Origin of the sequence: Mycobacterium sp. AMU20-3851, assembly GCF_043974665.1 — a bacterium.
In the GTDB taxonomy this organism is placed as follows: Bacteria; Actinomycetota; Actinomycetes; order Mycobacteriales; family Mycobacteriaceae; genus Mycobacterium.
Window position 1 is genome coordinate 3,793,995 of record NZ_CP146371.1, and the last position, 15,915, is coordinate 3,809,909.

Here is a 15,915-nt window from a genome sequence, read left to right on the forward strand (position 1 = left end):
CAGCAGTCGCAGAACCGGGCGCCCGCACGAGGTACGGTGCCACAGTTAGCGCATCCGGGCGGCATGTCAACCGCCGGCCGCCGCGAGCCCGAGCAGCCGATGCTCCAGCACATCGGCACCACGAGGTGCACCGCCGGCGGCGGCGAACCCGGCCGCGACCCGGCGTGCACCGTCGGTCATGCCGATCGCCTCGATCACCTTGTCCCGCAGCCGGCGCTCCGTCAGCCGCCTACCGACAAGACGGGTTCCGCTGCGCGACATGTCGATTCGGCGGGCAACCTCGAACTGGTCGCGCCCGAACGGCACCACGCACACCGGCACTCCGCGGGCCAGCGCTTTCTGGGTGATGCCCATCCCGCCGTGGGTGACCGCGCACACCGCGCGGTCCAGCCACGGGCCGTGCGGGACGAATCCGCGTACCGTCGCGTTGCCGGGGATCTCCAGGCCATCCGGTATCCCGCACGGGTAGGTCGCCAGCACCCGAAACGGCTCCCGGGCCAGCGCCGCCAGCGCGGTCGTCGGCAGCACATCGTCGCGCTGGCGTTCCGAGGAGGTCGTCACCAGCACCACCGGCCGATCGTCATCAGGCTCCGGGCCGACGTCGGGCCCGTCCGTATAGCCGTCCGGTTCGGGCAGCTCGCACGGACCGATCAGCGCCACCCGGTCGCCCCAGTCCGGGCGTGGATATTCGAACGGTTCGGCGGTCGCGACGAGCATCAGCGGTGCTCGCCGGACGAAATCGTCGCTCGACTCGATGGGCCGGATGCCCAGCCCGCGGTACACGGCACCGAGCGGGGCGATCATCGATCTGTCGATCAGCCCGTCGACCGCGGCTGCGACGATCCGGTCGCGCAGCCGGCCGAACCCGTCGGCACGGGGCCGCAATCCGAGGCCGAAGGGCGGCACCGCCGTCGACGACAGGTAGGGCGGATACGGCCAGAACGACGCCCACGGCGCACCGTGCGCCTCGGCGACCGCCGAGGCGCCCCAACAGTTCGCATCGATGACGAGCGCGTCGGGGCGCTCCGCGGCGATGCCGGCCTGCAGGTCACCGACCTCCAGCACGGCCCTCTCGGCGAAGACCTCGAACCCGGTTCGGATGCCCTGCCAGCCGGTGCGCGCCGTCCAGTCGGTCATGACGACCGCTTCGATGCGTGGGTCCACCGCCGACACGTCGAACCCGGCGCCGCGCCCCACCGGGACGCCGGCGGCATGGGTGCGCAACACGATCCGGTGGCCGCGCCGGTGCAGTTCGGACAGCAGCGCCGCGATGGGATACAGGTTGCCTAAGGACGGCGAGGTATACGCCAGGATTGTGGACATCGTCGCACGTCAACACCCCATCCGCCGGGCCGGCGCTCGGCTCACGGTGGGGAGTTTAGGCCGCGACCGCGTGCCGCACGCCGGGATGGCCGAACTGCACAGCAGTCTGTCAGCTGACCTCGGCGGCCAGCTTCTCGACGACCTCGCGCACGTTCGCGGCGACCTCGGCGGACTCCCGCGGGTGCTTCCCGTCGAGCGTCTTGGACGGGATGGACAGCTTGAGATCCTCGATCACCCGCGGCCCGGCGATACCGAAGGACTTGCGGGTCTCGTCGTGCGCCCAGACACCGCCGTACCCGCCGAGTGCGGTACCGATGACGGCCACCGGCTTGTCCTTGAGCGCGCCGTTGCCCCACGGTCGGGACAGCCAGTCGATCGCGTTCTTGAGCACACCGGGAATGGACCCGTTGTACTCCGGGGTGACGACCAGCGCGGCGCCGGCCACCGCGGCCGCTGCGCGCAGGGCCCGGACGGGTTCGGGGGCGTCGTCGGTGTCGATGTCCTCGTTGTAGTGCGGGAGCTCGCCGAGGCGGTCGAAGACCTGCAGCGTCACGCCCTCCGGGGCGGATTCGACGGCGAGGTCGGCCAGCTGGCGGTTGATCGAGGCGGCGCGCAGGCTGCCCACGAGCACCAGTACGTTCGTCTCGGCCGCATTGGATTCGGCACTGTCCTGATTCTGGGCCATGGTGATGTTCCCTTCCGTGGTCTTGGTGATCCTCGCACAGGTTAACCGGACTACAGTCCGAATAATTCCGGCTGAGTTAAAGTGCAGGTGTGGGCGCCCCTGACCGGCTGAACTCGCTGCCGCTGAGCACAGCCGCACCGACCGAACGCGGCGATGCCGCACGCAACCGTGCCCTCCTGCTCGACGCGGCTCGCAGGCTGATCGCCGAACGTGGTGCCGATGCGGTGTCCATGGATGACGTGGCGGCCGCGGCAGGCGTCGGCAAGGGCACGCTGTTCCGCCGGTTCGGCAGCCGCTCCGGGCTGATGATCGTGCTGCTCGACGAGGACGAGGTCGCCGAGCAGCAGGCGTTCATGTTCGGTCCCCCGCCACTGGGACCCGGTGCGCCACCGCTGGAGCGCCTGCTCGCCTACGGCCGGAGCCGACTGCGGTTCGTACACACTCATCGCGCATTGCTCTCCGATGCCGCGCGCGACCCGCACACCCGGTTCAACGCACCGGCCACCCTGCACCGCACCCATGTCCGCATGCTGCTCGAATCAGCCGGTACCACAGGCGATCTCGATGCCCAGGCGGACGCCCTGACCGCCTTGCTCGACGCCGACCGGGTGGCGCACGAGATGACCGAACGCGGCCGGACCCTCGAGCAGCTCGGCGAGGCCTGGGAGACGGTGGCCCGCAAACTGTGCGGCACGTGAGCCACTGGATCCTGCACGTCGACCTGGACCAGTTTCTGGCCTCGGTCGAACTGCAGCGCCACCCCGAACTGGTCGGTCTGCCGGTCATCGTGGGCGGCAGCGGGGATCCGACCGAGCCGCGCAAGGTGGTGACCTGCGCGTCGTATGAGGCACGCGAATTCGGCGTGCACGCCGGGATGCCGTTGCGCGTCGCGGCCCGCAAATGCCCGCAGGCCACCTTCCTGCCCTCCGATTCACGCGCCTACGACGAGGCCTCCGAACGGGTGATGGGGTTGCTGCGCGATCTCGGCCACCCCCTGGAGGTGTGGGGTTGGGACGAGGCGCATCTCGGCGCGGACGTACCCGATCCCGTCGAACTCGCCGAACGGATCCGCACCGTCGTCGGCGCCGAGACCGGGTTGTCCTGCTCCGTCGGGATCAGCGACAACAAACAGCGCGCCAAGGTCGCGACAGGGTTCGCGAAGCCCGCCGGGATTTTCGTGCTGACCGCCGACAACTGGATGACGCTGATGGGCGACCGTCCGGTGGACGCCCTGTGGGGTGTCGGGCCCAAAACTGCCAAGAAGCTCGGGGCCATGGGCATTCATACCGTCGCCGACCTGGCCGGCACCGATGCCACCACGCTCACCGCGGCATTCGGCCCCAGCACCGGGTTGGGTATCCTGCTGCTCGCCAAGGGCGGCGGCGACACCGAGGTCAGCTCGCAGCCCTGGGTACCGCGGTCGCGCAGTCATGTGGTGACGTTCCCGCACGATCTCACCGACATCGCCGAGATGTCAGGCGCCATCACCGATCTCACCGCCAAGACCCTCGACGAGGTAGCCGGCGAGGGCCGCACCGTGACGCGGGTGTCGGTGACCGTGCGCACCAGCACGTTCTACACGCGCACCAAGATCCGCAAACTGGCCCACCCGGGAACCGACCTGGACACCATCACCGCCCAGGCGCTGGCGTTGCTGGGCGAGTTCGACCTCGACCGTCCGGTCCGGTTGCTCGGGGTGCGCCTGGAACTGCAGATGCCCGACGACGCCCCGAAGGAGAGCACCCCGTGCTGAGCACCATCGCCATCCGCGGCTACCGCTCGCTACGCGAAATCGTGCTGCCGCTCGGCGATCTCACGGTCGTCACCGGTGCCAACGGCACCGGCAAGTCGTCGGTGTACCGCGCACTGCGACTGCTCGCCGACTGCGGCAGCGGAGCGGTCATCGGCTCCCTGGCCCGGGAGGGCGGACTGGAATCGGTGCTGTGGGCCGGCCCCGAACAGACCGCCGGGGCCCGTCGCACCGGCCGCACCGAGGGCAGTACCCGCACCCGCCCGGTGTCTCTCGAACTGGGCTTCGCCTCCGACGATTTCGGCTACCTGATCGATCTCGGGCTGCCGCAGTTCGCCGGGCCGGGCTCGTACTTCGCCCGCGACCCCGAGATCAAACGGGAGGCGATTTTCGCCGGCCCGGTACTGCGGCCGGCCAGCACACTGGTGCAACGCACCCGTGACTACGCCGAGGTCAGCTCGGAGACCGGGCGGGGATTCGACCGGCTGTCCCAGTCGCTGCCCAGCTATCGCAGCGTGCTGGCCGAGTTCGCCCATCCGGGTGCCCACCCGGAACTGGCTGCGGTGCGAGAACGGTTGCGGGGGTGGCGCTTCTATGACGGTTTCCGCGTAGACGCCGACGCCCCCGCACGACGGCCGCAGGTCGGCACCCGTACCCCGGTGCTGTCCGACGATGGTGCCGACCTCGCCGCGGCGGTGCAGACCATCATCGAGGTCGGGCTCGGCGATCTGCCCCGGGCCGTGGCCGAAGCCTTCGACGGGGCGCGACTGTCGGTCGCGGTGCACGACGGCCTCTTCGAACTCCAGCTGCACCAGACCGGAATGCTGCGACCGTTGCGTGCCGCCGAGTTATCGGACGGCACACTGCGATTCCTGTTGTGGGGCGCGGCCCTGCTGAGTCCGCGGCCGCCCTCGTTGATGGTGCTCAACGAGCCCGAGACCTCGCTGCACCCGGATCTGGTGGCTCCGCTGGCTCAGATGATCCGTTCCGCGGCGGCGAGCACCCAGGTCGTGGTGGTCACCCATTCTGCGGCCCTGGTCGAGCAGCTGGCGCCGGAATCCACGATCGAATTGATCAAGGAGTGGGGCGAGACCCGCGTCGCCGGGCAGACCATGCTGTCCGCGCCGGCGTGGGACTGGGGTAAACGCTGACCCCTAGCGGGGTTTGGGGCGCAGCGCGCGGGTGAACAGTACGTTGACCCGGCGCATGGCCACACTGTAGGGCCACCAGGCGACCCGTTTGAAGGCGTACAGCGCGCGGATGTCCGGTGAGGTGTAGATCAGGAAACGGTTGCGGCGCACCCCGGCCAGGATCTTCTCCGCGGCCGTCTCCGGCGAGACCGCGTGCCCGGCGAACCGGTCCACCCATTTGGCCACCCGGGGATCCTCGCGGTCCACGCCGGCGATCTGAACCGTCTGCACCAGACCGGTTTTCACCGCGCCCGGCACCACGACCGACACCCCGATCCGGTGCCGGGCCAGGTCGAAGCGCAGCACCTCACTCATGCCGCGCAAGCCGTACTTGCTGGCGCTGTAGGCAGCATGCCAGGGCAGCGCGACGATGCCGGCCGCCGAGGACACATTGACCAGGTGGCCTCCGCGACCGGCGGCCACCATCGGGGGCACGAAGGTCTCGATGACATGGATGGGCCCCATCAGGTTCACATCGACCATCGATTTCCAGTGCTGATGGGTCAGCGTGGACACGGTGCCCCACGCCGAGATCCCGGCGATGTTCATCACGATGTCCATCGCTCCGTGCGCGGAGTGGATGTCGGCGGCGAACGCGGAGACCGCGTCGTAGTCGGCGATGTCGAGCGCCCGGTGCGCGGGCACCTGCGCGCCGAGTGCGGCCGCGTCGGCGACGGTGGTGGCCAGTCCCTCGGCATCCCGGTCGGTGAGGTAGAGCTCGGCGCCCCGGCGGGCCAGATTCAGTGCGGTGGCCCGGCCGATCCCGCTGGCCGCGCCGGTGAGCAGAATCCGTTTTCCCGCAAAGCTGTCCGGTTGCCCCATGGAGGCGACCCTACCGAGTCAGCCCTCCCAGGACGCGGCGGTTCCCCACAGTGCGTGCAGCCACAACCGCTCCAGCACGTCGACGGCGCGTTGCGGATCGGTGTTGCGTCCGACGAAGCCGGCGTCGTTGGACAGCGTCCATGCGCTGGTCGCAGTGAGCATCCGCACGAGTGCGGGGATGTCGTCACTGATGGGGCGGGTGCCGTTGCGCACCTCTTCTTCGACGACGGCGACGATCTTGGCGATGACCAGGTCCTCGAAGTCGTTCATGATGTCGTTGATCTGGGCATCGGTGTTGCGCGCGGCGGTGCAGGCCGCCATCACCGGGTCGTTGGTGGTGAACACCGCCGCGGCGCTGCCGACCATCCGCTTGGCGAAGGCGGCCGGCGACTCACCCGGGTCCCGCGGCGCGAAGTTGTGGGTCAGGGTGTCCAGTTCGGCCAGCGCGTCCTTGACGATGAAGGCCAGCACGTCGTACTTCGAATCGAAGTAGAAGTAGAAACCCGACCGGGCCACGCCGGCCCGCTCGCTGATCATGCTGACCGACAGGTCGGCGAAGGGTTTTGCGCCCAGCAGTTCGCGCACCGCCTTGACGATGGCATCGCGCTGGCGGTCCCCGCGACTACGCCGAGTCTCGGACTCCGATTCTGGGACGGCGCTCATGGCACTAAACCTTGGCACCGTGCCACGCCAGAACAAAACTTGACATGCGTCAAGTGTGGCATACAGGATGGCTTTGCAGAGTGAGTTCCACCACAGGCTTCCTATTTTGTGAGGAGCACTACATGGCGACCATCAGCACCCCGACCTATCTGCTGGACCAGGCCAAGCGCCGGTTCACCCCGACGGTGAACACCATCCCCGGCATGGGGGCGCTCGAGAAACGCCTGCTCGCCCACCAGTGGAAGGAGCACATCCTCGCCGAACCGCCCCCGGGCAGCGGGCTCAAGGCGATCACGGGCGATTCGGGGTTACCGCTGGTCGGGCACATCATCGAGATGTTCCGCGAGGGCGCTGACTTTCCGCTACATCTGTACAACACCCGCGGCCCGATCACCTTCGCGGACTCGCCGATCCTGCCGTCGATCGTGGCCCTGGGACCCGATGCCACCCAGGCCATCTTCTCCAACCGCAACAAGGACTACTCGCAGAAGGGCTGGCATCCGGTCATCGGGCCGTTCTTCAACCGCGGCCTGATGATGCTCGACTTCGAGGAACACATGTTCCACCGCCGGATCATGCAGGAGGCCTTCACCCGGACCCGGCTGACCGACTACGTCGAGCACATCGACCAGGTGGCCACCGCGGTGGTCGCGGACTGGCCGACCGATGACGCCCGCTTCCTGTTCCACCCGGCGATGAAAGAGCTGACCCTCGACATCGCCTCGGTGGTGTTCATGGGCCACGAGCACGCCGGAGACGACCGCGAGCTGGTCACCAAGGTCAACGACGCGTTCGCCACCACCACCCGCTCGGGCGGGGCGATCCTGCGTTTTGCCCTGCCGCCGTTCAAATGGTGGCAGGGCCTGCGCGCCCGCAAGGTGCTCGAGCAGTACTTCGAGGAGCGCATCAAGGAGCGCCGCAACTCCGGCGGGACCGACATGCTGACGGTGCTGTGTCACGCAGCCGACGAGGACGGCAACTCGTTCTCCGATGAGGACATCGTCAACCACATGATCTTTCTGATGATGGCCGCCCACGACACCTCCACCTCGACCACCACGACCATCGCCTACAACCTCGCGGCGAACCCGCAGTGGCAGGACCGCTGCCGCGACGAGTGCGACCGGCTCGGCGACGGCCCGCTCGACATCGAGGCACTGGAGAAGTTGGAGACCCTCGATCTGGTGATGAACGAATCGCTGCGCCTGGTCACCCCGCTGCCGTTCAACATGCGCCAGACCGTCCGCGACACCGACCTGCTCGGCTACTACGTGCCGGCCGGCACCAACGTGGTGACCTGGCCCGGGATGAACCACCGGCTGCCCGAGCTGTGGACCGACCCGGAGAAGTTCGATCCGGACCGCTTCGCCGAGCCGCGCAGCGAGCACAAGAGGCACCGGTATGCCTTCGCCCCGTTCGGCGGCGGCGCGCACAAGTGCATCGGCATGGTCTTCGGCCAGCTCGAGGTCAAGACCATCGTGCACCGGATGCTGCGCAAGTACCGGCTGGAACTGGTCAAGCCCGGTTACACGCCGCGCTGGGACAACGGCGGGATGCCGGTCCCGATGGACGGCATGCCGATCATCCTGCGGCCGCTGCGCTGATCGTCGGTCCGTTTCCGGCGCAACCGTTCTCGCACGTCCCACGGTCCGCCGCGAGCCATACTTGACATGCGTCAAGTTTGCCGTACAGGATATGGGCAGCCGTGACATCGACCACAGGTCTGTCGCACCACACTGTTGAGGAGCCCACCAGTGCCGAGCACCACCACGTCGACCAACAGCAAGCCCGCCATCAGCACGCCGGCCTATCTGCTCGATCAGGCCAAGCGCAAGCTCACGCCCACGCTGAACAACATGCCGGGGATGGGCGCTGTCGAGCAGCGGCTGCGCCAGCACACGTTCAAGCAGTTCAAGCTGGCCGAACCGCCGGCCGGCAGCGGGCTCAAACCCGTCATGGGCGATTCCGGTCTACCGATCCTCGGTCACATGATCGAGACGTTCCGCAGCGGTCCGGACTACCAGCTGGAGGTGTACCGCAAGTTCGGCCCGCTGCATTACGCGTACTCCCCCGCCCTGCCCGCGGTGGTGGCGCTCGGCCCGGATGCCACCCAGGCGGTGTTCTCCAACCGCAACAAGGATTTCTCGCAGAAGGGCTGGGACCCGGTCATCGGGCCGTTCTTCAACCGCGGCCTGATGATGCTCGACTTCGAGGAACACATGTTCCACCGCCGGATCATGCAGGAGGCCTTCACCCGCAGCCGGCTCACCGGCTACGTCGAGCACATCGACAAGGTGGCCTCGGCCGTCATCGCCAACGACTGGGTGGAGAACGACCCGCGCTTCCTGTTCTACCCGGCCGTCAAGGAGTTGACCCTCGACATCGCCTCGGTGGTGTTCATGGGCCACGAGCCGGGCAGCGACAAGGAGCTCGTCACCAAGGTCAATGACGCGTTCACCATGACCACCCGGGCCGGCGGCGCCATCGTCCGCACCGGGGTGCCGCCGTTCAAGTGGTGGCGCGGACTGGAGGCCCGCAAGGTCCTCGACAATTACTTCGAAGAGCGGGTCAAGGAGAAGCGCGGCACCGACGGCACGGACATGCTGACGGTGCTCTGTCAGACCGCCGACGAGGACGGCAACAAGTTCAGCGACCAGGACATCGTCAACCACATGATCTTCCTGATGATGGCCGCCCACGACACGTCCACCTCGACGCTGACCACGATGGCCTACCACCTGGCCGCCAACCCGGAATGGCAGGAGCGCTGCCGGGAGGAGTCGGACCGTATCGGTGACGGCCCGCTCGACATCGAGGCGCTGGACAAGCTGGAAACCTACGACCTGGTGATCAACGAGGCCCTGCGCCTGGTCACCCCGCTGCCGTTCAACGTGCGCCAGACCGTGCGTGACACCGACCTGCTCGGCCACTTCATCCCGGCCAACACCAACGTCGTCACCTGGCCGTCGATGAACCACTACCTGCCCGAACTGTGGACCGACCCGATGAAGTTCGACCCGGACCGCTTCGCCGAGCCGCGCAACGAGCACAAGAAGCACCGGTATGCCTTCGCCCCGTTCGGCGGCGGCGCGCACAAGTGCATCGGCATGGTCTTCGGCCAGCTGGAGATCAAGACCGTCATGCACCGGCTGCTGCGCAAGTACCGCCTGGAGCCGCCCTTCCCGGGATACCAGGCGAAGCTGGACTACGCCGGTATGCCGGTCCCGATGGACGGGATGCCGGTCACCCTGCGCCCGATCCGCTAGGTCCCTTTCTGCGCGACATGGGGGCACGCCCCCAGAGGGAGGTACCCCCACCCGCTTGCGGGGGAACGTGAATGGCCGCGAAACCGTATGGTTTCGCGGCCATTCACGTCTTGTCGTGGGTAAGACCTAGCCGTGCACCCGGTTCGCGCAGGCGATGACGGCGCGCAGCGCCGACTGGTTCGGGCACTCCGACCAGCCGATGGCCCACTCGGTGCGCACCCCGTCGGTGCCACGGATGAAGGTCGCCGTCTGGCCGCCGGCCCGCAGTTGGTGAAAGTTGAGCATTTCCACGGCGATTCCGTGTTCGTACAGCATCGCGGTGAGCGCGGCCAGCGGGCCGGCGGCCGTGACCGAGGACATCGCGACGCGCTCACCGATGGCGATGGTGGCCCGGTAGGTGGTCCCGCGCCGGCCGCCGATGATGTGCGGGGTGGGCCCGTCCTGTTCCCAGTGCTTCAGGCTCACCGGCCCGATGGCGGATCCGAAGGTCGCCGCGACGTCGTCCCAGGACATCTCCGCGGCCAGGTCGCGCAGCCCGCGAGGCAACGGCGCGTCGAAGAAGTCCGCGAAGCGGGGGCTTGTGATGGTGGTGATCTGAGAGTTCATGTGTGCCGGTCTTCTCTGCTCAAAGGGAGCGACCGACGGGTAGTAGCTTCCGACCCACAGCGGGGGGTCGGTCTGGATCAGACCCCGCTGCGGGTACTGGCTACTACGACAAAGTGATGCACGACGACGAGGCTAGTCCTGTCCATCCGTCGCGTGCAACTCATTATCGATGGATGAGGATGTCCCGGTGACCTGGTGGGAGATCGCACTGCTGTTCGTCGCCGGCATCGGCGGCGGACTGACCGGCAGCATCGCCGGTCTGGCCTCGGTGTCGACCTATCCCGCCCTGCTGATGGTCGGCCTGCCGCCGGTGACCGCGAACGTGACGAACACGGTGGCATTGGTGTTCAACGGGGTCGGGTCGGTGCGCGGCTCGCTGCCCGAACTGACCGGCCAGGGCCCGCGGCTGCGGCGGCTGATTCCGATGGGGGCGCTCGGCGGTCTGGCCGGCGCGGTGCTGCTGCTGTCCATCCCCGACGACGGTTTCGAGGATGCGGTGCCGGTGCTGCTGGCGGCCGCCTCGGTGGCCATCGTGGCGCCCAAGGGTCGAGACGGGGCCCGCCCGCTGTCCCGGGCCCGCCGGATCACCCAGGCCGTGGTGATCGGACTGATCTGCGTGTACGGCGGATTCTTCGGTGCCGCAGCGGGTCTGTTGATGTTGGCGGTCTTCACCCGCACCGAGATGGTGACCTTCGCCGAGGCGAACGCCACCAAGAACGTGGTGCTGGGTGTCGCCAATGGCGTTGCGGCCGTGGTGTTCACCGTTGCCGCATCGGTGCACTGGCCGGCCGTCGCGGTGATGGGTGCCGGGTGCCTGATCGGCGCCCGGCTCGGGCCCATCGTGGTGCGGCACGCGCCGGCCACCCCGCTGCGGCTGGCGGTCTCGCTGGCCGGGCTGGCGCTGGCGGTCAAGCTCGGCTTCGACACCTACGCCTGACGATTTCGGCGCGTTCACGTCCGCTGTGTGAACGTGAACGCGCCGAGATCACCGACTACTTCGGGGCGAAACGCTGCCCGGCGTCCAGGCGCAGGCACTGCCCGTTGAGCATCGGGTTCTCCACGATGGCCAGGGCCAGCTTGGCGTACTCCTCCGGCTTGCCGAGACGCTTCGGGAAGGCGGCGTCCTTGGTCAGCACGCTGGCGAACTCGTCCGGGATGCCCTCGGTCAGGCCGGTCGCGAACAGGCTCGGCGCAATGGCCAGCGCGCGGATCCCCAGGCTGCCCAGGTCCCGGGCCATGGTCAGGCACATGCCGGCGATCGCGGCCTTGGATGCGGTGTAGGCGACCTGGCCGATCTGGCCCTCGAACGCGGCGATCGAGGCGGTGTTGATGATGACGCCGCGCTCCTCGGCCTCCTCGTCGACCGGGTCGTTCTTGCTCATGTGCCACGCCGCCAGCCGGCTGACGTTAAAGGTGCCGATCAGGTTCAGGTCGATCGTCTGCCGGAAGGAGTCCAGGCTGTGCGGGCCGTCCTTCTTGACGGTGCGCTCGCCGATGCCGCCGCCCGCGGTGGTCACCGCGATGTGCAGGCCACCGAGGTCCTCGACGACCTTGGCCAGCACCCGCTCGGTGCCGTCGAAGTCGGTGATGTCGACCTCGTAGAAGGTGCCTCCGACCTGGTCGGCGACCTCCTTGCCCTTGGACTGCGGACGGTCGAGGATCGCGACGCTCGCGCCCCGCTTGGCCAGCGACTCGACGGTCGCCCGACCGAAGCCGGATGCCCCGCCGACAACCACGGCCTTCTTGCCCGAAATCTCCATCTAGCTCCCTTTCCATAAAGCGGTGAAAATGTAACGTTACGACCGATCGTCACTTTACGGTAAGCCTTTCGGCACGTTGCCTCGGCTAGCGTGGACTGGTGGTTCGCACATCCCCGGTCATCCCCGCGCCGACCCGGATCCTCAGCGGTATCGCCGCCGCGGCGGTGACCCTGGGCCTCAGCGCCCTGGTGGCGGTCCCCCTCGGCGCATCCGCCGACGCCCGCAATGCGATCGGGTCCACGGTCATCGACCTGACCCCCGGCCCGGTCAAGGAATGGGCGATCCAGACCTTCGGCACCGCCGACAAACTCTTCCTGACGGTGATGGTGCTGCTCGTCATCGCCGTACTGGCCGCCGTGGCCGGGCTGCTCGAACGCCGCCGTCTGCCCATCGGCAGCGTGCTGATCGCCGCGGCCGCCATCGCCGGCTGCGTCGCGGTGCTGTCCCGCTCCGGTTCGGCGCCCGTCGACGTGATCCCCACCGCCGTCGGAGGCCTCGGTGGCGTCCTCACCCTGCGTTTCTTGACCTCCGGGCGGCTGACCGACGGGACGGCGCATGAGGCGGCCGAGGCCGATCCCGGCCGCCGGCTGTCACTGGCCGCGCTCGGCCTGCTCGGTTTGGGTGTGCTCGGTGCGACGGTGGGCTCGATGTGGTCGCGCCGGGTGCACTCGGTGGCCGACGACCGCCAGGCCTTCGCGCCGCCGCAGGTGGCCAAGCCCGCCCCACCGGCCCCGCCGGGCGTCCAGCCTCCCGGGGTGGACGTGCCCCCCTTCGTCACCGACAACGCGGATTTCTACCGCATCGACACCGCGCTGAGCGTGCCGCAGCTGTCCCGGGATGCGTGGAGACTGCGCATCCACGGGATGGTCGAGCACGAAAAGACCTTCAGTTTCGCCGATCTGGAACAGTTCGAACTCGTCGAGCAGATGGTGACGCTGGCCTGTGTCTCCAATCCGGTCGGCGGTGACCTCGTCGGCAACGCGGTGTGGGGCGGCTACCGCGTCCGGGATCTGCTCGCCGCGGCCGGGGTCTCCCCGGACGCCGACATGGTGTTGTCCGAGTCCAGCGACGGGTTCACCGCGGGTACCCCGGTCGAGGCGATGACCGACGACCGGGACTCGCTGCTGGCCATCACGATGAACGGGCAGCCATTGCCGATCGAGCACGGTTACCCGGCCCGGCTCGTGGTGCCCGGCCTCTACGGCTACGTCTCGGCCACCAAGTGGGTGGTCGATCTGGAGTTGACGAGATTCGATCAGGCGCAGGGTTATTGGACCCCGCTGGGCTGGTCGGAACGCGGCCCCATCAAAACCCAGTCCCGTATCGACGTCCCCCGCAGCGGGCAGGATGTCCCGGTCGGACCGGTCCGGTTCGGCGGGGTGGCGTGGGCGCAACCTCGTGGTGTCCGCGCGGTCGAGGTCCGCATCGACGAGGGCTCGTGGCAGCCGGCCACCCTCGGCGCCGCCTATTCCGACGACACCTGGCGGTTGTGGAGTTTCGACTGGCGAGCCGAATCCCCTGGCCGGCACACCATCACGGTCCGAGCCACCGACAACACCGGCTATGTGCAGACCTCCGATTGGGCCAGCGTCGTCCCCGACGGCGCCACCGGCTGGCACTCCGTGGACTTCACCGTCGTCTAGCCATCCGCTGAGGACTTTCGGCACTAGTTGCGTGGGCGCCCGCCGGCGCAGGCTGGGGACATGGACGCGACCTTTCCCGAACGGCACACCCTCGAGACGGTGCTGTCGTTGGCGACCCGCGCTCCGTCGATCCACAACTCGCAGCCCTGGCGGTGGCGCGTCGGCGCCGACCACATCGAACTGCACGCCGACCCGGAACGTGCTCTTCGCCAGGCGGATCCGGATTCGCGCGACCTGCTGCTCAGCTGCGGGGCCACGCTGCATCACGCCGTGATCGCGCTGGCCGCCCACGGCTGGCACGCCCGGGTGCAGCGCTTCCCCGATCCGCAGCGGTCGCGGCACCTGGCCACCATCACGGCGCGCCGCTGCTCGGTCGCCGGTTCGGACGTGCCGCTGGCGGCCGCGATTCCGCGGCGGCGCACCGATCGCCGGATGTTCAGCTCCTGGCGCGTTCCCGACGCCGACATCGCCGTGATGGGGGTCCGCGCCGCCCGGGCCGGGGTGATGCTGCGCCAGGTCGAGCGGCTACCCGAACTTCAACAGATCGTTGCCGACGCGGTCTGGCGGCACGCCACCGATCGCGAGTACCTCGCCGAACTGTCCACCTGGAGTGGGCGTTACGCCTCGCTGGCCGGGGTGCCCGCGCACAACACCCCGAAGTCCGATCCCGCGGCCCCCATCCCGGGACGGCTGTTCGCCGGGCCCGTCCTGGCCCAACCGGCCGAGGGCACCCCGGACCAGGATGCCGCTGCCGTCCTGGCGCTGGGCACCAAGGACGACAGCCCGTTGTCCAGGCTGCGTGCCGGGGAGGCGACCAGCCTGGTGCTGCTCACCGCGACGACGCTCGGGCTGGCCAGTTGCCCGATCACCGAGCCACTGGAGATCGACGAAACCCGGGCCGCGGTGCGCGACGACGTGTTCGGCGACAGCGGTCATCCGCAGATGCTGCTGCGGGTGGGTTGGGCGCCGGTGAACGCGGACCCGCTACCGTCCACACCGCGGTTGCCGTTGTCAGCGGTCGTCGCCGGGTCCCCGCAGTTGCGCTGACTGCTCCAGCTTGGATGCGAAAACCGCTGCCTGCGTTCGGCGTTGCATGCCGAGCTTGGCCAGCAACCGCGACACGTAGTTCTTCACCGTCTTCTCCGCGAGGAACATCCGGGCCGCGATCTGCCGGTTGGTCAGCCCCTCCGACAGCAGATGCAGCAGGGTCTTCTCCTGCTCGGTCAGCCCGGTCAACGGGTCGTCCTTCTCCGCGGCGCCGCGCAGGTTGGCCATCAACGCGGCCGCGGCCCGGTTGTCCAGCAGCGATCGTCCCGCTCCGACATCCTTGATGGCCCGGGCGAGTTCGAGGCCCTTGATGTCCTTGATCACGAACCCGCTCGCCCCGGCCAGGATCGCATCCAGCATGGCCTCGTCGGAGGTGAACGAGGTCAGCATCAGGCACCGCAGGTCGGGCAGGTCCGAGAGCAGATCGCGGCACAGTTCGATGCCGTTGCCGTCGGGCAGCCGCACATCGAGCACCGCCACATCGGGCCGCGCGGCGGGAATCCTGGTCAGCGCCTCGGCGACCGTGCCGGCCTCGCCGACCACCTCCAGATCGGGATCGGAACCGAGCAGGTCGATGAGCCCGCGGCGCACCACTTCGTGATCGTCGACCAGGAATACCTTCACCACGGGCATTCCCCCATCATGGCCGGTGCCGGTCACGATCGATACTGCGGCCCGGCGTCCTCGCGGAACTCCCGTCCGGTCATCCGGTCGGTGCGGATCCGGATGAAATGCTCACGGCGCCCCTGCACCCACGGCTCGATGAAGGTCCCGGCCACCGCCACCAGATCGTCGATCTCGGTGATCGGTTCGGCCTGCCCGACGACGGTGACGCTCCAGCCGTTGCGCAGGTCGGGATCGAGGTCGTCGGCCTCGAATGCCACCACCTGATGTGCGGTGGCCGCCTCCAGCTTGGCTCCGCCGGCCACCCGGATCACCACGTCGTCGTGCCACAACCGGAAGTTGACCGGCTGGATCGCCGGCAGCGCGTCCGCTGTGAACACCAGCCTGCCGACCCTGACCTGCGCCAGCCTGTCCAGGCACTGCCTGCGATTGAGTTCGTCGAGCTGCTGGCCGTGCGACATCGTCGTCACCTTTCCCTGGCGGCGTACGCCCCGCGGGCGCGGGTCCCGCCTCGAGTTTGCGTGACGGCCGCCGCG

The 15,915-nt window shown here is 68.7% G+C and carries 16 protein-coding genes; 8 read left to right on the top strand and 8 right to left on the bottom strand.

Going from position 1 to position 15,915, the window contains the following annotated elements; translation table 11 throughout:
- Positions 1 to 66 precede the first annotated feature (66 nt).
- Both V4U86_RS18285 and V4U86_RS18290 read right to left on the bottom strand, forming a co-directional pair.
- Positions 67 to 1,323, bottom strand: a complete 1,257-nt coding sequence (locus V4U86_RS18285) for a glycosyltransferase (protein ID WP_395307359.1) — start codon at positions 1,321 to 1,323, stop codon at positions 67 to 69.
- 109 nt (positions 1,324 to 1,432) lie between these two features.
- Entirely contained in the window at positions 1,433 to 2,008 is a 576-nt protein-coding gene (locus V4U86_RS18290; protein ID WP_395307360.1) for an NADPH-dependent FMN reductase, read from the bottom strand.
- Between the two features lie 89 nt (positions 2,009 to 2,097).
- Here V4U86_RS18290 and V4U86_RS18295 point away from each other — a divergent pair, with 89 nt between their 5' ends.
- From V4U86_RS18295 to V4U86_RS18305, 3 genes are read left to right on the top strand one after another with little or no spacing between them, the layout of a single operon-like run.
- Positions 2,098 to 2,706 (top strand): TetR/AcrR family transcriptional regulator, encoded by a 609-nt coding sequence (locus tag V4U86_RS18295; RefSeq protein ID WP_395307361.1) that lies wholly within the window; start codon positions 2,098 to 2,100, stop codon positions 2,704 to 2,706.
- Positions 2,703 to 3,761 carry a DNA polymerase IV gene (locus V4U86_RS18300; protein ID WP_395307362.1) on the top strand — a complete coding sequence of 353 codons (1,059 nt, stop codon included), beginning with the start codon at positions 2,703 to 2,705 and terminating at the stop codon, positions 3,759 to 3,761. Before V4U86_RS18295 ends, V4U86_RS18300 begins: the two co-directional genes overlap by 4 nt.
- Positions 3,755 to 4,909, top strand: coding sequence for an AAA family ATPase (locus tag V4U86_RS18305; protein WP_395307363.1), 1,155 nt, complete (start codon positions 3,755 to 3,757; stop codon positions 4,907 to 4,909). Before V4U86_RS18300 ends, V4U86_RS18305 begins: the two co-directional genes overlap by 7 nt.
- A 3-nt stretch (positions 4,910 to 4,912) precedes the next feature.
- On the opposite strand, the gene V4U86_RS18310 is transcribed toward V4U86_RS18305, so the two are convergent.
- Together V4U86_RS18310 and V4U86_RS18315 are read right to left on the bottom strand one after the other, a co-directional pair.
- Positions 4,913 to 5,770, bottom strand: a complete 858-nt coding sequence (locus V4U86_RS18310) for an SDR family oxidoreductase (RefSeq protein WP_395307364.1) — start codon at positions 5,768 to 5,770, stop codon at positions 4,913 to 4,915.
- Between the two features lie 18 nt (positions 5,771 to 5,788).
- Positions 5,789 to 6,433 (bottom strand): TetR/AcrR family transcriptional regulator, encoded by a 645-nt coding sequence (locus V4U86_RS18315; RefSeq protein ID WP_395307365.1) that lies wholly within the window; start codon positions 6,431 to 6,433, stop codon positions 5,789 to 5,791.
- A 122-nt stretch (positions 6,434 to 6,555) separates the two neighbouring features.
- Here V4U86_RS18315 and V4U86_RS18320 point away from each other — a divergent pair, with 122 nt between their 5' ends.
- Both V4U86_RS18320 and V4U86_RS18325 read left to right on the top strand, forming a co-directional pair.
- Positions 6,556 to 8,037, top strand: a complete 1,482-nt coding sequence (locus tag V4U86_RS18320) for a cytochrome P450 (protein WP_395307366.1) — start codon at positions 6,556 to 6,558, stop codon at positions 8,035 to 8,037.
- A gap of 150 nt (positions 8,038 to 8,187) precedes the next feature.
- On the top strand, positions 8,188 to 9,699 hold the full coding sequence (locus V4U86_RS18325) for a cytochrome P450 (RefSeq protein ID WP_395307367.1): 1,512 nt from the start codon (positions 8,188 to 8,190) through the stop codon (positions 9,697 to 9,699).
- Between the two features lie 126 nt (positions 9,700 to 9,825).
- On the opposite strand, the gene V4U86_RS18330 is transcribed toward V4U86_RS18325, so the two are convergent.
- Entirely contained in the window at positions 9,826 to 10,305 is a 480-nt protein-coding gene (locus V4U86_RS18330; RefSeq protein ID WP_395307368.1) for a homocitrate synthase, read from the bottom strand.
- 169 nt (positions 10,306 to 10,474) lie between these two features.
- Here V4U86_RS18330 and V4U86_RS18335 point away from each other — a divergent pair, with 169 nt between their 5' ends.
- Positions 10,475 to 11,242 (top strand): sulfite exporter TauE/SafE family protein, encoded by a 768-nt coding sequence (locus V4U86_RS18335; protein WP_395307369.1) that lies wholly within the window; start codon positions 10,475 to 10,477, stop codon positions 11,240 to 11,242.
- Positions 11,243 to 11,297: 55 nt separating this feature from the next.
- Here V4U86_RS18335 and V4U86_RS18340 read toward each other — a convergent pair whose 3' ends face one another.
- Complete coding sequence (locus V4U86_RS18340) at positions 11,298 to 12,065, bottom strand: SDR family NAD(P)-dependent oxidoreductase (RefSeq protein ID WP_395307370.1); 768 nt, start codon at positions 12,063 to 12,065, stop codon at positions 11,298 to 11,300.
- A 98-nt stretch (positions 12,066 to 12,163) separates the two neighbouring features.
- Here V4U86_RS18340 and V4U86_RS18345 point away from each other — a divergent pair, with 98 nt between their 5' ends.
- Positions 12,164 to 13,708 (top strand): molybdopterin-dependent oxidoreductase, encoded by a 1,545-nt coding sequence (locus V4U86_RS18345; protein WP_395307371.1) that lies wholly within the window; start codon positions 12,164 to 12,166, stop codon positions 13,706 to 13,708.
- A gap of 60 nt (positions 13,709 to 13,768) precedes the next feature.
- Positions 13,769 to 14,755 carry an Acg family FMN-binding oxidoreductase gene (locus tag V4U86_RS18350; protein ID WP_395307372.1) on the top strand — a complete coding sequence of 329 codons (987 nt, stop codon included), beginning with the start codon at positions 13,769 to 13,771 and terminating at the stop codon, positions 14,753 to 14,755.
- Here V4U86_RS18350 and V4U86_RS18355 read toward each other — a convergent pair.
- A complete protein-coding gene (locus V4U86_RS18355; protein WP_395312105.1) occupies positions 14,720 to 15,382 on the bottom strand; it encodes a response regulator in 663 nt (220 codons plus the stop codon). The genes V4U86_RS18350 and V4U86_RS18355 overlap by 36 nt on opposite strands.
- A gap of 29 nt (positions 15,383 to 15,411) precedes the next feature.
- Positions 15,412 to 15,840, bottom strand: a complete 429-nt coding sequence (locus V4U86_RS18360; protein ID WP_395307373.1) for a pyridoxamine 5'-phosphate oxidase family protein — start codon at positions 15,838 to 15,840, stop codon at positions 15,412 to 15,414.
- Positions 15,841 to 15,915 lie beyond the last annotated feature (75 nt).

Bases quoted from the DNA above. Each gene is read 5' to 3' on its own strand.
- V4U86_RS18285 (WP_395307359.1), bottom strand. From the start codon at position 1,323: ATGTCCACAATCCTGGCGTATACCTCGCCGTCCTTAGGCAACCTGTAT.
- V4U86_RS18290 (WP_395307360.1), bottom strand. From the start codon at position 2,008: ATGGCCCAGAATCAGGACAGTGCCGAATCCAATGCGGCCGAGACGAAC.
- V4U86_RS18310 (WP_395307364.1), bottom strand. From the start codon at position 5,770: ATGGGGCAACCGGACAGCTTTGCGGGAAAACGGATTCTGCTCACCGGC.
- V4U86_RS18315 (WP_395307365.1), bottom strand. From the start codon at position 6,433: ATGAGCGCCGTCCCAGAATCGGAGTCCGAGACTCGGCGTAGTCGCGGG.
- V4U86_RS18320 (WP_395307366.1), top strand. From the start codon at position 6,556: ATGGCGACCATCAGCACCCCGACCTATCTGCTGGACCAGGCCAAGCGC.
- V4U86_RS18330 (WP_395307368.1), bottom strand. From the start codon at position 10,305: ATGAACTCTCAGATCACCACCATCACAAGCCCCCGCTTCGCGGACTTC.
- V4U86_RS18335 (WP_395307369.1), top strand. From the start codon at position 10,475: ATGGATGAGGATGTCCCGGTGACCTGGTGGGAGATCGCACTGCTGTTC.
- V4U86_RS18340 (WP_395307370.1), bottom strand. From the start codon at position 12,065: ATGGAGATTTCGGGCAAGAAGGCCGTGGTTGTCGGCGGGGCATCCGGC.
- V4U86_RS18350 (WP_395307372.1), top strand. From the start codon at position 13,769: ATGGACGCGACCTTTCCCGAACGGCACACCCTCGAGACGGTGCTGTCG.
- V4U86_RS18360 (WP_395307373.1), bottom strand. From the start codon at position 15,840: ATGTCGCACGGCCAGCAGCTCGACGAACTCAATCGCAGGCAGTGCCTG.